Here is a 20651-nt window from a genome sequence, read left to right as displayed (position 1 = left end):
TGCTTCATGGTAAAAACAGCAAGGCTTTGCTTATGAAAATTCTTGTGACCAAGTTTCGTAATCTCGGTGATGTTTTACTATCAACACCACTGTTTGCCAGCTTGAAAGCCATCTATCCAGACTCTGAGCTGCATGTATCCGTTAACGATTTCTGCACTCAGGTAGTAGCCGATAATCCCCATGTGGATAAGGTGATTCCATACTCCCGAGGCAAGAAAAGCAAACAAACTTTCTGGCAGCGTATTCGTGCTGAACTAGAATTTTACCGGCAGTTCAAAGGACAGTACGACCTCGTTATTAATCTTACTGAAGGTGATCGTGGTTGTATCATCAGTGCTCTATCAGGAGCATCGCGACGGATGGGCTATATCAAAAAGCCAACATTGATCAGCCGGCTTGCTCGTTTTGATACCACCTTTGAGTTTGAGTCTTCTGCACATACTGTAGAAAAAGATCTTAACTTTGCTAGAGTCCTGAGTCCTACAAAAGTTCAATGTAAAGTAACTCTAGGATGGAACACAAATCACGAAAGACACCTTGACCAGCTACTAGCTTCAATAAACCTTAAAAAAGGATATGTAATTGTTCATCCTGTATCCAGATGGATGTTTAAATGTTGGGCACCTGAAAGGGTTGCAGAATGTATTGACTTCATTCAGGAAAAGCATATGAAACAAGTACTCTTGACAACATCGCCTGACTCCACAGAAAAAGCAATGGCAAATGAAATTATTAGATTCTGCCGCCACCCACCCAAGCAGTTACCTGAACATATTACACTACAGTCTTATGCATATCTTGCTTCTAAAGCCTGTTTATTTTTTGGCATTGATTCTGCTCCAATGCATATTGCTGCTGCAACAGACACACCTGTATTAGCACTATTTGGAGCAAGCAAACCCAACCATTGGGGCCCTTGGGATAACCAAGCTGGCAGTAACTATCAGTCTATATCAGGCGTTCAGCGTAACGGCATTCATTGCATTATCTCGAACAAAAACCTAGAGGTTTATCTTAAAAAAGGTAGAAAAATATCCAAAGGAATGATGGCTATAAGTACTAATTCTGTAATACAAGAAATTAATAAGACCCTATCAAGAATAGACGAAACTGACAAAGCAGTTCAAAGCAGATAAACTACGCGATGACCTCAAATATACAGACATCCATTAGCCGCCCATTTTTGAATGGGCTCAGTTCCAGATAATTGTTGGAACTTTTCCACAGCACCACTAAGTGCCTGCTTTAATGAGGATAGGTGTAATTTCTGGAATATCCTGATTTTCTGGCTTCGAGAGAGTGTACCAACGCTTAACCAGAACTGAGCCGTTTGAATGGGTGGTATATTGGAGTGTTCTATTGTTGACTAATTAGCTATTACTCAGTGGCTACTTTTTTTATAGGCAATATAGTGGACTCGACTATTCATATATTCATCATCAATCTGCAACGTTCAGAACAACGCAGAACTCATATGCAAAAAATGTTGGCTGAAAAAAATATTAGCGCCCATTTCTTTACAGCTATAGATTACCAACAGCCAGATTTTTCTGAAATTTGTTTTCAGTATAATGACAAGAAAAGAAAAAAAATCTGGGGGAATTCACTTGCTCCGGGAGAAATAGCTTGCTATGCAAGCCACTATAAGCTTTGGGAAAAATGCATTGAGTTAGATAGGCCGATTATAGTGCTTGAGGATGATATCATTTTATCGGAGGATTTTAGCAGTGCTGTTAATGTTATTGAAAAAACAATTGAAAGATATGAATACATAAGGCTTGCAGCCACGTTTAAAAAGCCTTTTGTAAACATAACTGCACTAAAAGAACCGCATATGCTAGTAAGATACCTTAAAGGCCCAAGAGGTACCCAAGCGTATGCTCTTTCACCATGCGGTGCTAAAAAGCTCTTGAATAATTCAAAAGACTGGGTCATGGCAGTAGATCATTATATTGACATGTCTTGGTTTCATAGACTGCCATCGTATGCTCTTCACCCCTTATGCGTGAAAAATGGCAGCTATCCAACAGATACAGGCTCCAAGGAACAGAAAAAGCCCAAATTATGGCAAAAACTCATTAGAGAATGCTACGCCGCATACACCAATATAAGAAGACTATTTTTTAATTTAAAGCTAAAAATCAATCATCAGTAAGTAAGAAATACCTGAATAAAAATCACGGCTTGGCAGATTATATCAATATTTACCAAGCCGGATATAAAATCCTATTATAAGCACTCCTTAATGCTTATAGTTAATAATCAATCACCCCGCCCCAAGGGGCGGGGTATGACGTTAGTTCTTTAAGCCGTTCGCCGCAAGCGGCGGGGAATATGACCCAAAGAGATTTAATACTCGCCCCTAAATATCATCTCCATATCATCAACCATCTTTTTCTTAGTGCAATTAGTTAGTGCAAACTCGCAGCTGAACGTTGCATATTTTTTCCTCATTTCAGAATCAGCAATTAATGTTTCAAGAGCCTCACGCACAGTGTCAACATCTCTGGTCTTCACCTGTAAGCCATTCTTCCCGGGATGAAGAACCTCAAGAATGCTGCCAACATCGGTGGATATGATGGGGAGCTTGCACAGCATAGCCTGCATGATTCCCTGAGGCACCCCTTCATTACCATAAGAAGGAAGACAGAAAATATCCATCGACTGTAGCCAGGGCACTACATTATCCTGGTTACCAGGCATCGTCACCTGGTCTGAAATACCAAGTTCTGCAACCTGCTGTTGAACATTGTCAAACTGTGGGCCATCACCAACAATCAACAAATGTATATCCTCTCTGGACAACTGCGCAAAAGCATTGATCAAGTATTCATGGCCTTTCCAGGAGCGCAGGGTTGCAAGAATACCGACTATGGTTTTATCCACAGGTAAACCCATAGTCTGGCGAATTTCATTTTTGTTATCTGCTGGTACAAAGCGTGATTGATCAATACCGGTAGGAATCGATTTCATCTTTTCCAGCGGAATACCATTATGGTTGTGCAATGTCTGGCGCAGCTGCTCTCCTGTAGTGACAATAAAGTCATTCCCTTTATTGTATAGCCACAATGTACTTCGGTTGTTGTGTACTGCTGTCGATAAATGGCGGGTTCGTACAATTCTTGGTCGATGTTTTTTCCAGGCAAGACAGAGTGAAACCAGCCAGCTATCGGTAGAACTGTGGGTGTTAATAACGTCAAAGTTATTCGCTGACAGATACTGATGCATCGCCCACAGAGAAGATAGCTTCTTTTTCTGAATAGGAAGAGCTACCGCCGGGATACCTCTTTTCAGAGCGGCCTCATAAATTTTTGAATGCTCAGGACAGGCGATGGTCACATGATGGCCACGCTCAATCATCCCTTCAGACTCAGTCAAGGTTCTGATTTCCTGACCACCCCATCCACAGGATGACTCTGTATGTAAAATTTTCATGCTTTTTCTCAAGTATTCAATATCTGGCTATACAGAGATAACAGCTGGTTTGTAAGCCGCTCTGAAGTGAATGGTTTAATGGTCTCCCGAGCCATCATGCCCAGGCTCTCGGCATGACCTTTATCAGAAAAGGCGTTGATGGCAGAGGATAAAGCGGGGATATCCAGTGCATCACAGCAGTAGCCATTCTGTCCTTCCTCAATAATCTCAGCCCCACCACAGCTGGTACTGGTGATCACTCCAATCCCTGATGCCATCGCCTCCAGAATAACGTTCGGAAAAGGATCATAGATTGTTGGCAGAATAAAGCCGTCAGCAGCCCCATAAAAGCGGCTGCTGTCACTTTGCATACCCATAAAATGAACACGGTCAGCACACCCCAGATCACGGGCCTTCTGCTGATATTTTCCTTCCTTCTTATCCTGGCCAACAACAATCAGGTGCGCGCTTGTTGCAGCAACGGCCTCGAGTGAAGCTGCCAGTCCTTTCCGTTCAAACCCAGACCCAACAAACAACATCACCGTTGCGCCAGCCTCAATGCCCAGTTCTTCCCGAACTTTCACACCTTCAGCCTGTTTCAGAGTTGGATTAAATTTTTCCTGATTAACACTGTTGTAGATAACGTGAACGGACTCTGGATCGATGGCAAACTCCCGGCACACTTCCTCTTTCACCATATGGGAGTTACAAATCACCGCTTTCAACTGTGGATGCTCAAACATCTGCTTCTCTGCATCCATCACATAACGGTGAAAGCGATCACTTTTCATTCGCTTCGACTGGGCGTCAGAAATGATTCTTGAGCGATGCTCAAGCCAGCATTTATGAACACCATCCCCGGCACGATAAATGGTGCAACCCGGGATGCGCTCATGGCTCTGTACAAGATCAAAACTGGAGAAGTGCTTTTGTGCTGCCCTGGCAAAACCCCGTTCACGGCTGACTCTTCCCCATTTAAACGGGTTGCAAACCTCAACGTGAAAAGAAGGGTTCTGTGCCCCCTGCCACTGTCGGGTTAATACGGTAATATCCAGCTTCTGCTGCTCTGCTTTTTGTTGAGAGAGTGCAGACAAGGCAGATGCCACAAAACGTTCAGCACCGCCATCGGGTCGATACTTCTGTCTGACAATCGCTAGCTTGATCATAAACTCAGGAGCCCCATCATTCACCGGTCTGCTTTCGGGTCTTACCCATTGCCCACAGTGCGGCATATTTATTGAACGTATACTGGGTAACTACCAATGAAAGGAGGAGTCCGTGCCCGCCATCAAGGAAGCCTTTTCTCAGTAAAAAGGTTTTGATAAAAGCCCCCAGCGCATGGCCAAAAGCAGACCCCAGACCGACTTTCTTACCTTTCAGGAAACGCTCTTCAGCCCAGCTTCGAGCATAAGCCAGTTGCTTCTGCTGAAACTGCATGTAGTCATCACAGGTACGGTGCAGAAGGTCACCCTTGAGATTGATCACTTCTGCTCCGGCAGTATCAACGGATTCGTGCACTAGGTTGCTGTTATAGGTTCTCTCGTTATTGAGATAGAGGCGAAGGACTCGATCCGGATACCAGCCACAATGCATCATATAACGACCCAGAAACCAGTTACGGCGGGCACAGGAATAGACTTTATTGGTTTGAAGCGGTTTTGACAGCACATCCAAGAGACTGAGCTTGAGTTCATCGGTTACCTGCTCATCCGTATCAAGCATGAACACATAGTTCGATGTTGCATACTGCTGGGCAATCTGACGCTGCCTGCCATACCCCTGCCAATCAGTGTGCTGATATACCTTGGCACCACAACGAGTGGCGATCTCAACCGTGTCATCGGTACTGCCAGCATCGAGAAGGATGATTTCATCCGCCCATTGCACGGAACTCAGGCTACTCTCCAGAGTAGCACTGCTGTTTTTGGCAATCAGGACAATAGAAAGGGTATTCGACTGAGACATGAGTGGCCCGGTTCGCTTTGTCAGAAGCTGTCTCGAAGATCCAGCCAGCAAAATAGACGAATCATATCGGCTTTGTGGAACCCAGTAAACGAGACGCTTTACCAGCCTGACATTTCCGCCCAATCCGCTTTCAGTTAGAATAATCCCAATTAATTTTCCATGGTAACCATTCGGTATGAAAGTCACGGTTTTCGGTATCGGCTATGTTGGTCTGGTACAGGCTGCGGTTCTGGCAGAAGTGGGTCACGATGTTGTCTGCGTCGACATTGATCAAAACAAGGTTGCTAACCTTAAGCGCGGCATCATTCCTATCTACGAGCCTGGGCTCGAGCCTATTGTAAAGGAGAACAGTCAGGCTGGACGGCTGCACTTCACTACGGATGCTGCTGAAGGTATAGCCCATGGCACATTACAGTTTATTGCGGTGGGAACCCCACCGGATGAAGATGGTTCTGCTGATTTGCAATATGTCCTCGCCGTGGCCAGTACCATTGCCGAGCACATGAATGACCGGAAAATCATTGTTAACAAGTCCACTGTCCCTGTCGGCACCGCAGATAAAGTGGCTACAAAGGTGACAGAGGTCCTGCAGAAACGAGGCGTTCAACTTGAGTTTTCGGTTGCGTCCAACCCTGAGTTCCTCAAAGAAGGGGCTGCCGTTAATGACTGCATGAGACCGGATCGAATCGTGGTCGGTACCGACAGAGACTATGTTGTTGATACCATGAAAGAGCTTTATGCCCCTTTCAATCGCAACCATGACCGTATGATTTTTATGGATGTTCGTAGCGCTGAACTGACCAAGTATGCAGCGAACTGTATGCTGGCTACCAAAATCAGCTTTATGAATGAGATGGCTGGTCTGGCTGAGCGATTGGGTGCCGACATTGAGATGGTTCGTCAGGGAATCGGTTCTGACCCCCGTATTGGTTTTCACTTTATCTACCCAGGCTGTGGCTACGGTGGCTCCTGCTTTCCGAAAGACGTTCAGGCCCTGAAAAGAACTGCAGAAGAAATTGATTTTGAACCGCTGATTCTGCGAGCAGTTGAAGAGCGAAACGCCCAGCAGAAAAATGTTCTGTTCACCAAGCTGAGTACTCACTTTAACGGTCAGCTCAAGGGTAAAACCATCGCGCTCTGGGGTTTAGCATTCAAACCCAATACGGACGATATGCGCGACGCTCCGAGCCGTGTGCTGATGGAAGCGCTCTGGAAAGCCGGAGCAACTGTTCAGGCGTATGACCCAGAGGCTATGGAAGAAGCGCAACGCATTTACGGTCTTCGGGATGATCTGACACTGTCTGGTACACCACAAGCGGCAATAAAGGGCGCTGATGCCCTGGTTATCTGCACCGAGTGGCGCCAGTTCCGTGCTCCCGACTTTGACCAGATATCAGCGTTATTAAAAGAGCCTGTGATTTTTGATGGCCGTAACATGTACGAACCAGAACGAATGAAACAGAAAGGCTTCACTTACTACGCTATTGGCCGCTAATGCGGGGCTTCTACTCAGTAAAGTGTCTTTTTTAAATAACTTTTGTAATCACAACACCCTCAGGACAAAAATGCCAGACAGCAGAGAAAAAACGTCATGGCCTTCGTGTCCTTTGTGGTTCCACCACAGGTAAACCACGATGAAATATCTGGTCACCGGAGCCGCGGGCTTTATTGGCTTCTTTACCACCAAGCGTCTCTGTGAAATGGGGCACGAAGTCGTTGGCATCGATAATCTTAATGACTATTACGATGTCAGCCTGAAGCATGGCCGGCTCAATGAACTCGCACCTCTGAAAAACTTCCGCTTTGTTGAACTCGACCTTGCTGATCGTGAGGGTATTGCAGCACTGTTCAAGCAGGAGAAGTTCAACCGGGTGATTCATCTGGCCGCTCAGGCAGGTGTCCGTTACTCCATCGACAACCCAATGGCCTATATCGACAGCAACCTTGTCGGCCATGCCACCATTCTTGAAGGTTGCCGCAATAACGACGTAGAACACCTTGTCTACGCCTCATCCAGTTCTGTGTATGGCATGAATACCAAAATGCCATTCTCAACCACTGATGCGGTTGACCACCCGGTTTCACTCTACGCTGCGACCAAAAAATCCAATGAGTTGATGTCCCACACTTACTCGCACCTCTATGGTATACCGACCACTGGCCTGAGGTTTTTCACAGTGTATGGACCTTGGGGGCGCCCCGACATGGCTTACTTCAAGTTCACCCAGATGATCAACCGTGGAGAAGCAATCCCCGTTTTTAATGAGGGCAAGCTGAAAAGAGATTTCACCTACATTGATGATATTGTGGAAGGTATCGTACGAATTCAGGATGTGATTCCGACAACGTCAGATCATTTTGACAGCACTGACCCAAGCCGCAGCTCAGCGCCCTACCGGGTTTACAATATCGGTAATAACCAGCCAGTTGAGCTGATGACCTTTATCACTGCGTTGGAAAATGCGATTGGCAAACAGGCAGAGAAACAGTATTTGCCAATGCAGCCCGGGGATGTCTATGCAACTTATGCCGACGTGAGTGATTTAATGGAAACGGTCGGTTTTAAACCATCGACGTCTATTGAAGAAGGGTTGCAAAAGTTTGCTCAGTGGTATATGAAGCAGGGGAAATAAATGATTAGTGGCTGAGCTCTCCTCTTGTGCTTAGCCACTAAGGTTGGAGAAATCACACTTGTGGCTGACAATGGTCAAGACTAGGGGATATTAATGCGTATCAAGGAACTCGTTCCCTCAAACGGCGTTGCGCCTGATCAAGTTGAGCAGAGTTCTTGAGAAACTTAAACTGGTTTTCCCATAGATTTGCAGCCTCAGCATAACCCGCATCAATCATTTCTCTTTGTAGCACCCCATCTTCAGGAAGCCCCAAAAGATTACGATCACTTCGATCCTGAGCCCTCTGCCGCTCGTCTTCGATGGCTCTATCTCTACGCTCTTTGTCAGCCTTCCTCTGTTTAAATTCTATTTCACACGAAAGTACTCTCCATGCCTCCACATAAAGCCCGCGGAATCGGTCGAATGAATCAACATCACCAGGAAATAACTCTTTAGCCCGTCTAATCCGGAGGAGAGTCGCATTATTGATGTCTTTTTTAGTGACCCCCCACTCATCTCTTGATACCCGAAAGCGGGGAATACCCAACAGTGTCGCAGCGGCTTCTACAGTCTTTGGTGAGGACCAATAGTCTCTACCTTCAGGCTGAATATTCAATAGCACAGACTTAACATTCTCAACTATTCTTTCGCCGATTGGTTTGTTGAATAACCTATTAAATTCTCGATAGTTCTCCTTCATTTCAAAATTCGTCAAAATGAGAGAATTCAGCATCACACCAGCAACGTTGATAACGACCGCGATTGAGAATGCTGCCAGCGCCGTAAAGGCTGCTGCGGCCAGAATGCTGGATGGGTTAATATTCACTAAAGCGGCAACTGAACCAAGCCCGAAACCAACCGTTGCACCGGAAGAAACTCTACTACCCACAAAGGTAAATACGCTGTTATTGACATTTTCGCCCTGATACGGCAGATGCTTCATCCATCCAAAGCTAATAAAGTCACCAACAACAGGTAGATTCTCTATGGGGATGTTACCAAGCAGCAATGGACACTGGTCTCTGGGAAAATCGCGATGTTCGGCATAATACACACCTCCTTCTACGACGGATTCACCAAACCCAACTGCGCCACCAAGCAAGGCTCCAAGTAGAGAAGAGGGTAGTGACATCAAAGAGACCATTCCCGTTGCAATCATCCCCCCCCAGACGCCAGCATAGGCTCCCCATTTACAAGCATCAGCAATTCCCAAACATAGTGTGTCAAAAGAGCATACTGCGCGTTCTTTTATGGTCTTCAGGAGGCTTGGGTTAATGGCATCCATCAGAAGCTGGGGATCCGCTGGCTCAGCAAGAAAGACATCACGAGGCCCCATTCGCCGTAAATTAGGCTCACCTCCCTCTCCAGCTGCAGGATGTAAATCCGCCACCTGAGGCATGGGTACCGCTTCGATAACTGCTTCCATATACACTTCTTAGCTACTATTTTCATCAGCCTCGTGAGGCTATAATTGTCTTAAGTACCAACACTTACTATAGAACTCCTTTTTCCGCTTGCATGATCTTACAATTCACAAAGATTGAGGTAACATCCCAAAATCTATTTGCACCAAAATAGCTAACCGATTATTAAAACAAAGGCAGTGTCTGACTATGATTGTTATTCGCCCCATACATGAGCGGGACCGTGAGGCTCTCTGGCAAATTGCTAATCAGACCGGCGCTGGATTCACCTCCCTGCAGCCCAACCGTCCCATGATTGATAATAAACTGGCATGGGCACTCACCTCCTTTAAGGAAGCCTCCCGGGAAACATCGCACAAGAAAAGTGCTTCCGAAGCAGAGCAGAAAAATGATCTCTATCTGTTTGTGATGGAAGATACCGAAACCGGTCAGGTTGTTGGTACAGCGGGTATAGAGTCCGCCGTAGGGCTTGATGCTCCCTGGTATAACTATAAGGTGAGTAAACAGGTTCATGCCTCACAGCAACTGAATGTCTACACCATGGTAGACACCCTGATGCTCTGTAGCGACCACACGGGCTTTTCAGAACTGTGTACCCTATTTTTGCACCCAGATTACCGCCACTCAAAAAACGGCGCCTTTCTTTCGAAAAGTCGCATGCTGTTTATGTCGGCATTTCCAGAACTGTTTGCTGAAGATCTTTTTGCAGAAATGCGTGGCTACTGCGATGATCAGGAAGTTTCTCCTTTTTGGGAAGCCTTGGGCCGACACTTTTTTGCCGTTGATTTTGCAGAAGCTGACCGGCAATCCACCGTCGATAAAGCCTTTATTGCCGAACTCATGCCACGTCACCCTATCTACACCAATTTATTACCAGATAATGCCAGAGAGGTCATTGGCATTACCCATGAAAGTACTACACCGGCCCGTCATCTGCTGGAATCAGAGGGGTTCCATTACACCGGTTATGTAGACATTTTTGACGCTGGGCCGCTGCTGGAAGCCCGAGTCAAAGATGTACGCTCAGTGAGGGACTCCCGACAGTACAAAGTTAAAATTGTTGACAGCAATACAACGGATGAACGCCGCTGGCTGATGGCCAATAATGAGTTAACCAATTTTCGTTGCATCATGGGCAATCTCTCTTACGAAGGGCTGGAGTTCGTCAAAATTACGAAAGAGCAGGCTTCAGCGCTTAACCTTGAAGAAGGTCAGTTACTGCGCGTAGTGCCTTTATCCAGTTAGCCCAGGGCAAACGCGTAATAGCCAACGAATAAGAGGATGAAAACCATGTCAGAAACAAAAGAACAACAATGCCTCTTCATCAATGGAGAGTGGCTTACAGCTAATGGTAAATCCTTTTCATCCGAAAACCCGGGGACAGGCAATGTGCTCTGGCAAGGCGCCAGTGCAACAGCAGAACAAGTAGATCAGGCGATACGTGCCGCTCGGGAAGCCAGTCATCACTGGGCATTTCGCTCTTTTTCAGAACGAGAATCCATAGTAAAGGCTTTTGCCAATGAACTTGAGCAGAATAAAGATGCTCTGGCAGAAATCATTGCCAGAGAAACCGGTAAGCCTCTCTGGGAAGCAAAAACCGAAGCCACCGCTATGGCTGGTAAAATCGCGATATCGATAAAAGCCTACCATGAACGTACTGGTACTGTTGAAAACGCAATGCCTGTTGGCAAAGTCATCATACGCCATAAACCTCACGGCGTTGTCGCCGTGTTTGGCCCCTACAACTTTCCGGGTCACCTTCCCAATGGGCATATTGTTCCTGCCCTACTAGCGGGCAACACAGTGGTTTTCAAACCCAGCGAGTTAACACCCGCCGTTGCTGAATACACGGTACAACTGTGGCAAAAGGCAGGGCTTCCTGAAGGGGTTCTTAACCTGATTCAGGGAGAGAAAGAGACCGGTATCGCACTGGCTGGACATCCTGAGCTTGATGGCCTGTTTTTCACAGGCAGTTCAAACACCGGCAAGATGATCCACCAGCAATACGGTGGCCAGCCCGGAAAAATACTTGCCCTGGAAATGGGCGGTAACAATCCACTGATTGTCACAGAGATGGCAGATACCAAAGCTGCAGTACACGACACCATCCATTCAGCATTTATTACCGCGGGTCAGCGCTGCACCTGCGCCCGCCGCCTTTTTGTTCCTGCTACTTCCTGGGGGGATCAGTTTGTTGATGCACTCACGGCAGCCACAGCCAAAATCAAAATAGGCCAATGGGATGATCACGAAGCGCCGTTTATGGGAGCCCTGATCTCTGAAACAGCTGCTAAACAGATACTGGCAGCCCAGGAAACTCTGCAAAACCTGGGAGGCAAAAGCCTGCTTTTATCAACACACCTTCAAGCCGGAACAGGGCTGGTATCTCCAGGCATTATTGACGTGACTGAGATCAAAGACCGCCCTGATGAAGAGTACTTTGGCCCACTGCTACAAATTATTCGCTACGATAGTTTTGAAGATGCCGTTGCAGAAGCCAATAACACACGTTTTGGCCTCTCTGCCGGATTGTTCAGTGAAGCGCCAGAGCAGTATCAGTACTTTTTGCAGAGAATACGCGCGGGTATCGTTAACTGGAACCGCCCAATTACGGGTGCCAGCAGTGCCGCTCCGTTTGGTGGCCCCGGTGACAGCGGAAACCACCGCCCCAGTGCCTACTTTGCTGCAGACTACTGCGCCTACCCGGTGGCCAGCGTAGAGTCGGAGTCACTGTGTATGCCAAAAGACCTCGCTCCCGGGCTCGATTTATAAAAAGCCCCAATGAGTTGAACCGATGATGAAGAAGTAAATAATGAAAACAATAGAAGCAAACTTTGATGGGCTGGTCGGCCCTACTCACAACTATGCCGGTTTATCCAGGGGCAACAAGGCCTCAATAAACCATGCAGGCAATGTAGCAAACCCAAAGCAGGCTGCTCTCCAGGGGCTTGAGAAAATGAAAGCCCTCAGTGAACTGGGCTTTGTCCAAGGCGTATTGGCTCCTCAGGAGCGTCCGGACATTACCACACTGAGAAGGCTGGGCTTCACGGGCAGTGACTCACGAATCCTTTCCGATGCGACTCAACAGATGCCTGCCGTTCTGGCAGCCTGCTGCTCGGCTTCCAGTATGTGGACCGCTAATGCCGCGACGGTTTCTCCCAGTGCTGACTGCGTTGATGGCAAAGTACATTTCACTCCTGCCAACTTAATCAATAAATTCCACCGGTCCATTGAGCACGAAGTCACGGGAAATATACTTAAAGCAACGTTTAACAGCCCTGAGCATTTTGTTCACCATCAGTCCCTGCCATCCACTGAATACTTTGGCGATGAAGGTGCCGCAAACCACACCCGTTTTTGCCATGAATACGGCCAGCAGGGTGTTGAGTTTTTCGTTTACGGCAAAGAGGCATTTAACCCGGAAAGTGCATCACCACAGAAATACCCTGCCCGCCAGAGTCTTGAAGCCAGTCAGGCCATCGCCCGCTTACATCAGCTTGATCCAGACAAGGTGGTCTTTGCACAGCAAAATCCTGCGGTCATCGATCAGGGTGTTTTTCATAATGATGTCATCGCCGTTGGCAACCGCAACCTACTGTTCTGCCATGAACAGGCATTTGTTGATCAGGCTGCTGTCTATGAGTCATTAAGAAAGGCTTATGGGCCACAGGACTTCCATATCGTTGAAGTGGCTGATCAACAGGTTTCAGTAGCTCAGGCGGTAGGCACCTACCTGTTCAATAGCCAACTGCTATCGCTTGGCAATGGCGGCACAATGATTATTGTTCCATCAGAGTGTGAAAATGACCCTGCTGCCTGGAACTACCTGCAAAGCCTGGTTAATAACTCAAGCTGCCCTATTACGGATCTGAAGGTCTTTGATCTTCGCCAGAGTATGAATAACGGTGGAGGCCCTGCCTGCCTGCGACTCAGAGTGGTATTAAATGAGCAGGAACTGGCAGCGACTAATCAGAACTGCCTGATAAACGACCAACTCTTTTCAACCCTCAGTAGCTGGGTCAAAAAGCACTACCGTGATCAGCTGTCTGAAAAAGATTTGGCAGACCCCCTGTTACTGGCTGAATCCCGGACAGCCCTGGACGAACTGACCGGCATTCTTAATCTGGGTTCGGTCTACCCATTCCAGAATTAATATCCATCAGCGTATTTAAGTAAAGTTTAATTTTCTACCACAAAGACACCAAGGTACGGAGAAGATCTTTCTTTGTGCCTTGGTGTCTTTGTGTTGAAAAAATGAAACTGTTAAATTCCGTGATTATTTCCCGCCAAATACCTTTTTATCTTCTGCAATCCTGTATGCCACTGCCGGATGCTGGAAAAGCCGATCAATATAAGCCGCCAGCCGGGGGTACTCTGCAGGCTCAACCTGGACTCGAGCATGGGAGAGATTAATAAAATGAGTGGCCAGTGCGATATCTGCCAACTGAAGATCAGCCCCAAATAGAAAATCCGTTTCCGGCACCTCAGATTCCAGGTAAGCACAGGTCTTTGGCAGCTTGGTTTGTAGAATTTCCTGCACTTTGACTTCGTCAGCAGGCTGATTCACCAGTTTCCTGGCAACACGTTCAAAAAAGACCGTTCCCAATACTGGCAACATCACCGTATCGGCATACTCTTCAAACCAGCGGGCCTTCGCCTTTTCTTCGGGAGCTTGTGGGTAGAGAGCACGTTCTGGATAACGGTCCTCAAGGTACTCGCAAATCACCGTTGAGTCTGCAAGCGTCACCTTGTCATCTTCCCAGGCTGGTATTTTTTTCAAGGGACTGATCTTCTCAAAGCCTTCCGGCTTTCTGAAAGGAGTAACCGGCACCAGTTCATGATCAATTTGTTTTAATTCCAGAGCCAACAGCACTTTTCGCACCATGGGCGATAGTGGCACCCCATAAAGCTTACTCATGGTCACATCCTCTATGATTCGTTTTTTCTTCAGCCAAACGCTATCCTACCGTTCACGGCAGCCTTTGCAATATTCACAAAACCAGAGCATGATCTCCCTGCCCTTATCAAGCGAGCCACTGCGCAATGAGCAAAGCACTAAAACATCTCATTCCAGACAACTTTCTCAATGAGTACTGGCAAAAAAAGCCTTTACTGATCCGGCAGGCCATTCCTGATTTCGTCTCCCCCCTTTCTGCCAATGAACTGGCCGGACTGTCTCTGGAAGAAGAGGTTGAATCACGGCTGATCCTTGAAAAAGGAGAAACGCCCTGGGAGCTTCGTCATGGGCCGTTTACTGAAGAAACCTTCAGCTCGTTACCAGAAAGTCACTGGACGCTATTGGTTCAGGCGGTCGATCACTGGGTACCGGAAGTTCACGAATTGCTGGAGTACTTTCGCTTTCTGCCCAGCTGGCGTCTGGAAGATATTATGATTAGTTATGCTGTCAATGGCGGTAACACTGGTCAACACTATGATAACTTTGACGTTTTTTTACTTCAGGCATCAGGCAAGAGGCGATGGCAGATCGGCCCCCTATACGATGACCAGTCACCAACGATTGAAAACACATCGCTGCATATCCTTTCCGAGTTTAACGTTCTTGAAGACTATGTGCTTGAGCCTGGTGATATGCTTTATCTTCCACCGGGTGTAGGTCACCATGGTGTCGCAGAGGGTGAATGCATGACCATCTCGGTCGGCTTTCGGGCTCCCAGCCATCGGGATATTCTGATGCAGTTTACCGATTTTGTATCTGATCAGCTGAGTGAAAGCCTGCGCTACGCAGACCCTGACCAGAGACTCTTAAAAAACCCCGGCGAAATCGACCGGGAGGCTGTCAATCGCGTACAGGCTATCCTTAAAAGCTATGCTGAGGATAAGCACCTCATTGCACAATGGTTTGGCCAGGCCATGACCGAACCAAAACATCCACAATCCGCAGAAGAAGAAATTGAGAATTGGGAGAGCCTGATCTCATTGTATGGGAACTCAAACCTTAGGCTCAGTGAAGGCTCCAGAATTGCTTACTGTGAAATCTCGCAACCAATGGTGTTTGCTGATGGGGTTTCACAGCATTGTAAAAATGACGAGTTACTCAGCTTGGTAAGATCACTTTGCTGCAAAGAGACTTTAGTTCCAGATACGTGGACTCAATGCATTAATGAAGAGTCCCAACTTTGGCTAATAACGCTCATAAACTCTGGAATTCTCTTTCCTGAAGAAACTTCAAAAAACTGATTTTATCAAATGCAAAAGGAGAAACATCAAATTCTGTTACCTGCTTTTTAAAAACCACTATTGCCAAATTAGCAATAGTGGTTCTTGAAGGTGCTTTTGTAATTGGATTATTTAGATATTGTCAGGTTGCATAATCCTAGTAAGGTTAATCAGCATTAATGTTGGCTGATGATCTTTATCTACTCCTTCTGTGTCACGGTTTATACCATTTAGATAATCACTTGTTGGTTGTACAAGATTATCAATGCTTGAAACCTTGCCTTTCATCTCATTCAGAACTTCATGGGTAAGTTCTGGCATACTTCTACGCAGCTCTTGATAATTTCTGTCAAACTCTTCACGTTGCTCAATTTCCTTATCGATCTGGTCAAACCCTGCAGTAATGAAGCAGTCACTCTCAGGATCCCACACGGTATAATGGCCAGAACCATTTTGACTTTTTAATGCCAGTACTGGCTTTTCATAACCATAGCCGGCCTTTAACCATTGGGTTAGTTCCTGTTTATCTTCTGAAGAAGCATTACCTATACAACGAATTTCGACACCGAGTGTTCCATCCTTTCCCCTTGTAATTACTTCGATGTCACCAAATTTGATAGGCTCGTTTCGAGTATCAAAATTATCATCATATTGACTAGGAGCTATGCCTTGGATCAGTGCATCTGGACTTAATTGTTGAGCCCAGTCATGCTCTTCAAAATACCGCCTAACGTTATCCGGTAACTGGTCAAAAAAATAGCCCGCACCAGCCAGTGCATCAATTACACAGGTTTGAGGGATAGCTACACCCTGCCAGAGATGACTGGCTTTTAATCGGCCCTCCGTAATATTTTGCAGGAATCTGACTTTTTTGTGTGTTTCTGAAATTTCATCAAACGCTTTTTGCCGCTTTTCTAAAATCTCTCGATCATGGTCTGATAAAGTGAATTCGTCAGTTTCATCTTTCCTTTCCTCTGTCATTGTTACACTTGTTATGGAGGGGTGGGATTTTACTGAGCTGGAGCTGGATGCTGTTAAGAGACTGGGAGACATCATTACCCTTGCTGGGGATTGCTCCTCCATTGACAGCGCTAACAACGTTTGTTGGATTCTTTGAGATTGAGATGTTGAAAGAAAACCTTCACCGCCACCAATTGCAAATGGGCTTTCTTCTCTGACGACACTGTCCTGATTCTGCCAAGCAAATACTTGCCAACCATCTTTAATGAGTGCTTCAAGATTATTCAGACAAAGATCTACTTCTTCATCGGTGATCACACCAACATTTCCTGCCTGCTTCATCGTAGAAATTGGTGCTATTCGAACTTTTTCCTGCAACGACTGATAATCCTCCGTCTCCAATAATGCTTCCATCTCAGCCATCACACTTCCCTGATTACTTCCACCAGTCCCTGTTTTCCATTGATCACTATCATAAGTTTGAAAAATTTTTAACGTCTGGTCATGATTAGCTGAATAAGTAATTGCAACTCCCTTGAGCTGAGGCATTTCATCAAGAACCGTTTTTGCATGATCCAAAATGGCCCTTGCCTGCTTTTGCGAATCCCCAGGAACATCCTTTTCATAATCAAGCCTGAATGGATGCAGTTGCCCCCTAGGCAAAGATAGTTCTTCCCAATCTTCATCTACTGAAGAAACGGAGCTTCGTGGGGTAGTACTGGAGCTACTGAAGCCACGATTATCATGACTGGTCAGGTCTTCTCTAGCAGTTTGCTGGTTCTCATCAAGAGGCAAAGACGTTTCATATGGACCGGATGGCCGTCTGGTGCGTATAGCACTGGCAAGAGCACCTTCCACAGCAGGAGGAAACCTGAAATACTCGCCATCACGGCCTCCAGGAGGAGGTGGTGGTCCCCTGAAAACCGGACTTTTTGGTGTGTCATCATCCCCCGAGCTTCTGCGTAATCGGCCGGGCGTGTAAGTTTGGTTGGGACCAAAAACATCATCATCTTCGTCTTCAACATCTCTTGGTAGCCCAGAATCACCTAAGGTCCGCTCGTATTCCTCATCGCCAGCCCGAGGTTTTTTGCCAGATCGACTGAGGTCTTCTCGACGAGCCATTTCCTCAGACGATTCAGGTCCGCGCTGCTTAGCCGGAGCATGAGTTGATGATGGATCACCATTATCTTGAAGCTTTGGGGGCTGAAGACCTTCTGCCGAGTTAAACATAAACATACCAGGGATATGGTGCTCAGTATGCATTAACTCTTTAGCTGTTTTTCCCATACCAGCAATATTTGCCTCCGTTGCAGCAAGCTGAGTCTCAGTTAAATCCCCACCTGCTTTAAGTGCTTCGGATCTAAGTTGAGCTTGAAGCTGGTCAAGCCGTTCATCAACGAATGGTGCTTCAAAATCAGGCTCACTTGTTAAGTCAAACTCAGCTTCCTTAGGCTTAAGATGAGGGGGACATCTCGATAAATCCGGTGGTTGCCAAGCTGAATTATTGGAAAGATCAGACCAATTCACACCTATCTCAACTCGTGGATTTTGAAATGCTCTGAACTGATTGAAAGCATCCTGCCGAGAGTCCGGATCCAGGTGTTTCAAGATGGACTCAAAACTCTGCACCCCCTCTTCCATAACTCTCTTATCATCATTATCCGTGATTTCTGCTTGGTTTTTTACACCCAGCCCATCGGCCATCTGTTTTGCAATATTCAGAATCTGTTCTAAGTCTCCCTCACAGCGCTCCAGATCATCACCAGGGGGAACTAAATGAACATCCCGATATTGAGGAGGGATATTCATAACAATGCTTAATTTCTCTAATTTTGGCTTTCTAGCCATCATTTCAGATACAACAGATCGAAAGTTCTCAGCAGCATTGCCTGAATACCAATCAATTGCTCCTGAAACATCCTTTAGTAAGTCCTTAACTGAATCTATTTGTTTGGATTCTGCATGCCTACGATAGCTATTCGATAATGCACTATTGTTCAATAACTCCTGTAGTTTCTCTTTACTCTGAGCAGCCAGTTCCTCTCCTGATTTCATCTGAGGGTGAATATTTTCAGACTGTTCTACATTTCTTTCACTCAAAGCTGAGGATTGGAAACTTGGAGAACCTTTTGATGTTTGCGGTTGAACATCAGCACCGTTATCAGTTTCCGGTGTATTTGCCGCATCAGCACCAGTCGAACTAATCGGACCAGGGGGTCGATCAGGAGGCAAAGTAGACGCCATATCAAAATCCTTTTCAAAAAAACCTTTTAAATAATTAATATTTAAGCAGATTAATAAACACAGACATTTAAATAAATATAATATCTAAATGACTATCTATCCTTACCTTCCAGCCTTTCACTAGCAAACATAATAAAATCAACAAATTAAAATTGATATTTTTTTGTCGCCATCAAAATCAAAAATACAAAAAAAATAAAAATGACAATAAAACAGCAATAAAAAACCAAGCACCTTGAATAAAAACAAAAAAAATACATATTTTTATAAGATAGTGAAACATCATTAGATAATAAAAATTATCAAACAATGAGTGTTTATCGTACTGAAGATGTGACGTATTCAGGTGACCTAATGATTACTTTATTAATAAGAAGACTACTTGCTCTTGCCATTTTTCTTTCAGCTGGCTGGTTTGGTTTTAAGTTCTATGCTGAATATCAAATAACGGACAAGTTAAATCAATTAGCATTCCTTGCATCCTCTCAAGCAATCATACGATTTGAAGATATCACAGTTCATGCAACGGGTAAGGTTTCCATTTCAAATTTTGAAATCACTCCAGTCAGCATTTCAGAAGATCCATTCCATGCAGAAAAAATAGCATTAATTTTTCCAAACACATTTGAAATGATCAAGTTGATGTACAACATTGGAATGGAAAATGATGTTGAAATGCCTGAATCATTACGAGTTCAATTCAACGGAATTAATGACCCATTTATTGATAATCAAAGTATTTATTCTGGAATAACAGATGAACGAAATAACTTCCTTAGAGAAGAGCTAAAAACAATTAGTGAACCCATCTGTGGAGATGATTATGTGCTAGGCCCTGAAGAGTTTAAAGAAATGGGCATTACCAACTTAGTAACAGGTTTTTATTGGGAGTATAATTACAATGAAGATAGTCAGAAGTTAGTAGCCAGCTTTGGATTCAGTGCTACAGATCTATACACGGCATCATTGAAAATCAATATCTCAAACCAGAAGTCTGTTGGTTTCCAAGACCTCATGCAAATGCCCCAAATCTCCAGCGTAGAAATGACATATCAAGATCAAGGTCTGGTTCCAGCAACAAACAAATACTGTGCACAGCAGTCAGGTATTTCCATCAACGAGTATATCCAGAGAAATACCAATTTACCGGATGAATACTATTTTCATACTTTAGGTATTGTACCAAATGAAGCGATGAAAAAGGCTTATATTGGTTTTTTGAAAAAGCCGGAAAGCATCAGCATTTCCTCATATCTTCCGCCAAACTTTAATCCAATGATTCTTGCTGTTTATGATACCGAGCACTGGGTATCAACCCTAGGGCTTTCTCTTAAGGTAAATAACAACACTGTTTCCCCATTTGAGCTCATTACTCCAGACCCGTCTGAGTTTATGGATGGCCAACCTGAAGATTACAATATGGCTATTGATGGATGGGATGATCTGGAAGGCATGGAAGATCCATCCATGGAAGGTGAACCTCAGATTGAGATGGAGTGGGAGCCAGAAACCGCTGACGAGGCTCCTGTTTCTTCTTCAGTTTATACTGACCAGCAATCTGTAGAAGAGGAATATCAAACAGCTTATCTTCATCGAAAGCCTCAGTCTAAGGATATATCTGTCCACCAATTACCCGATCATATCGGACGCCAGATAGAAGTCTTTGTGGAGCGGTCCAAAAGTTTCAGTGGTGAACTGCTCGCTGTTGACCGTGATGCACTGATGCTGAAAGTTCGGGTTGGTGGTGGAAGCATCACCATGCCCATCAAAATTCAGCGAATTAAGTCTATTGAGGCTAGATAAGAGGCCGGCATTTAATCACCCACAAAAAAACCGGCATTTGAAATCAAATGCC

The 20651-nt window shown here is 45.5% G+C and carries 15 protein-coding genes; 9 read left to right on the top strand and 6 right to left on the bottom strand.

Translation table 11 applies throughout. The features are described from left to right. Positions 1–32: 32 nt before the first annotated feature. Together rfaQ and ACOCLE_RS24675 are read left to right on the top strand one after the other, a co-directional pair. A complete protein-coding gene (gene rfaQ, locus ACOCLE_RS24680; protein WP_419534672.1) occupies positions 33–1136 on the top strand; it encodes a putative lipopolysaccharide heptosyltransferase III in 1104 nt (367 codons plus the stop codon). A gap of 275 nt (positions 1137–1411) precedes the next feature. Continuing rightward, positions 1412–2155 carry a glycosyltransferase family 25 protein gene (locus tag ACOCLE_RS24675; protein ID WP_419534671.1) on the top strand — a complete coding sequence of 248 codons (744 nt, stop codon included), beginning with the start codon at positions 1412–1414 and terminating at the stop codon, positions 2153–2155. A 194-nt stretch (positions 2156–2349) separates the two neighbouring features. Here the strand turns inward: ACOCLE_RS24675 and ACOCLE_RS24670 are convergent, their stop codons facing one another. The 3 genes from ACOCLE_RS24670 to ACOCLE_RS24660 form a co-directional block, all read right to left on the bottom strand. After that, complete coding sequence (locus tag ACOCLE_RS24670; protein ID WP_419534670.1) at positions 2350–3378, bottom strand: glycosyltransferase family 4 protein; 1029 nt, start codon at positions 3376–3378, stop codon at positions 2350–2352. Between the two features lie 65 nt (positions 3379–3443). Beyond that, positions 3444–4580 (bottom strand): glycosyltransferase family 4 protein, encoded by a 1137-nt coding sequence (locus tag ACOCLE_RS24665; RefSeq protein ID WP_419534669.1) that lies wholly within the window; start codon positions 4578–4580, stop codon positions 3444–3446. Between the two features lie 16 nt (positions 4581–4596). Next, positions 4597–5379, bottom strand: coding sequence for a glycosyltransferase family 2 protein (locus ACOCLE_RS24660; protein ID WP_419534668.1), 783 nt, complete (start codon positions 5377–5379; stop codon positions 4597–4599). A gap of 175 nt (positions 5380–5554) precedes the next feature. On the opposite strand from ACOCLE_RS24660, the gene ACOCLE_RS24655 reads away from it, so the two are divergent. After that, entirely contained in the window at positions 5555–6874 is a 1320-nt protein-coding gene (locus ACOCLE_RS24655) for a UDP-glucose dehydrogenase family protein (protein WP_419534667.1), read from the top strand. Between the two features lie 139 nt (positions 6875–7013). Then, positions 7014–8012, top strand: coding sequence for an NAD-dependent epimerase (locus ACOCLE_RS24650; protein WP_419534666.1), 999 nt, complete (start codon positions 7014–7016; stop codon positions 8010–8012). A 100-nt stretch (positions 8013–8112) separates the two neighbouring features. Here the strand turns inward: ACOCLE_RS24650 and ACOCLE_RS24645 are convergent, their stop codons facing one another. Then, the gene (locus ACOCLE_RS24645) at positions 8113–9417 is read right to left on the bottom strand and encodes a hypothetical protein (protein ID WP_419534665.1); all 1305 of its coding nucleotides are present in this window, start codon (positions 9415–9417) and stop codon (positions 8113–8115) included. 187 nt (positions 9418–9604) lie between these two features. Here ACOCLE_RS24645 and astA point away from each other — a divergent pair, with 187 nt between their 5' ends. The 3 genes from astA to astB are packed head-to-tail and all read left to right on the top strand — an operon-like array spanning position 9605 to position 13568. Beyond that, a complete protein-coding gene (astA, locus tag ACOCLE_RS24640; protein WP_419534664.1) occupies positions 9605–10660 on the top strand; it encodes an arginine N-succinyltransferase in 1056 nt (351 codons plus the stop codon). A gap of 45 nt (positions 10661–10705) precedes the next feature. Beyond that, complete coding sequence (gene astD / locus ACOCLE_RS24635; protein ID WP_419534663.1) at positions 10706–12187, top strand: succinylglutamate-semialdehyde dehydrogenase; 1482 nt, start codon at positions 10706–10708, stop codon at positions 12185–12187. A gap of 40 nt (positions 12188–12227) precedes the next feature. Further along, a complete protein-coding gene (gene astB, locus ACOCLE_RS24630) occupies positions 12228–13568 on the top strand; it encodes an N-succinylarginine dihydrolase (protein ID WP_419534662.1) in 1341 nt (446 codons plus the stop codon). A gap of 123 nt (positions 13569–13691) precedes the next feature. Here the strand turns inward: astB and ACOCLE_RS24625 are convergent, their stop codons facing one another. Continuing rightward, complete coding sequence (locus ACOCLE_RS24625; RefSeq protein WP_419534661.1) at positions 13692–14333, bottom strand: glutathione S-transferase family protein; 642 nt, start codon at positions 14331–14333, stop codon at positions 13692–13694. A gap of 125 nt (positions 14334–14458) precedes the next feature. Here ACOCLE_RS24625 and ACOCLE_RS24620 point away from each other — a divergent pair, with 125 nt between their 5' ends. Further along, positions 14459–15613 carry a JmjC domain-containing protein gene (locus ACOCLE_RS24620; RefSeq protein ID WP_419534660.1) on the top strand — a complete coding sequence of 385 codons (1155 nt, stop codon included), beginning with the start codon at positions 14459–14461 and terminating at the stop codon, positions 15611–15613. Between the two features lie 111 nt (positions 15614–15724). On the opposite strand, the gene ACOCLE_RS24615 is transcribed toward ACOCLE_RS24620, so the two are convergent. Next, positions 15725–18796, bottom strand: coding sequence for a hypothetical protein (locus ACOCLE_RS24615; protein WP_419534659.1), 3072 nt, complete (start codon positions 18794–18796; stop codon positions 15725–15727). A gap of 309 nt (positions 18797–19105) precedes the next feature. Between ACOCLE_RS24615 and ACOCLE_RS24610 the strand changes: the two genes are divergently transcribed. After that, a complete protein-coding gene (locus ACOCLE_RS24610) occupies positions 19106–20599 on the top strand; it encodes a hypothetical protein (protein WP_419534658.1) in 1494 nt (497 codons plus the stop codon). Positions 20600–20651 lie beyond the last annotated feature (52 nt).

It is taken from the genome of Endozoicomonas sp. (assembly GCF_965196975.1).
Classification (GTDB): domain Bacteria; phylum Pseudomonadota; class Gammaproteobacteria; order Pseudomonadales; family Endozoicomonadaceae; genus Endozoicomonas.
The sequence above is the reverse complement of the archived record's forward strand: the minus strand, read 5'-3'. Positions and strand labels throughout refer to the sequence as shown.

Coding starts and splice junctions, on each gene's coding strand:
- rfaQ (WP_419534672.1), top strand. CDS start 33: ATGAAAATTCTTGTGACCAAGTTTCGTAATCTCGGTGATGTTTTACTA.
- ACOCLE_RS24665 (WP_419534669.1), bottom strand. CDS start 4,580: ATGATCAAGCTAGCGATTGTCAGACAGAAGTATCGACCCGATGGCGGT.
- ACOCLE_RS24660 (WP_419534668.1), bottom strand. CDS start 5,379: ATGTCTCAGTCGAATACCCTTTCTATTGTCCTGATTGCCAAAAACAGC.
- ACOCLE_RS24655 (WP_419534667.1), top strand. CDS start 5,555: ATGAAAGTCACGGTTTTCGGTATCGGCTATGTTGGTCTGGTACAGGCT.
- ACOCLE_RS24650 (WP_419534666.1), top strand. CDS start 7,014: ATGAAATATCTGGTCACCGGAGCCGCGGGCTTTATTGGCTTCTTTACC.
- ACOCLE_RS24645 (WP_419534665.1), bottom strand. CDS start 9,417: ATGGAAGCAGTTATCGAAGCGGTACCCATGCCTCAGGTGGCGGATTTA.
- astA (WP_419534664.1), top strand. CDS start 9,605: ATGATTGTTATTCGCCCCATACATGAGCGGGACCGTGAGGCTCTCTGG.
- astD (WP_419534663.1), top strand. CDS start 10,706: ATGTCAGAAACAAAAGAACAACAATGCCTCTTCATCAATGGAGAGTGG.
- astB (WP_419534662.1), top strand. CDS start 12,228: ATGAAAACAATAGAAGCAAACTTTGATGGGCTGGTCGGCCCTACTCAC.
- ACOCLE_RS24625 (WP_419534661.1), bottom strand. CDS start 14,333: ATGAGTAAGCTTTATGGGGTGCCACTATCGCCCATGGTGCGAAAAGTG.
- ACOCLE_RS24620 (WP_419534660.1), top strand. CDS start 14,459: ATGAGCAAAGCACTAAAACATCTCATTCCAGACAACTTTCTCAATGAG.
- ACOCLE_RS24615 (WP_419534659.1), bottom strand. CDS start 18,796: ATGGCGTCTACTTTGCCTCCTGATCGACCCCCTGGTCCGATTAGTTCG.
- ACOCLE_RS24610 (WP_419534658.1), top strand. CDS start 19,106: ATGAGTGTTTATCGTACTGAAGATGTGACGTATTCAGGTGACCTAATG.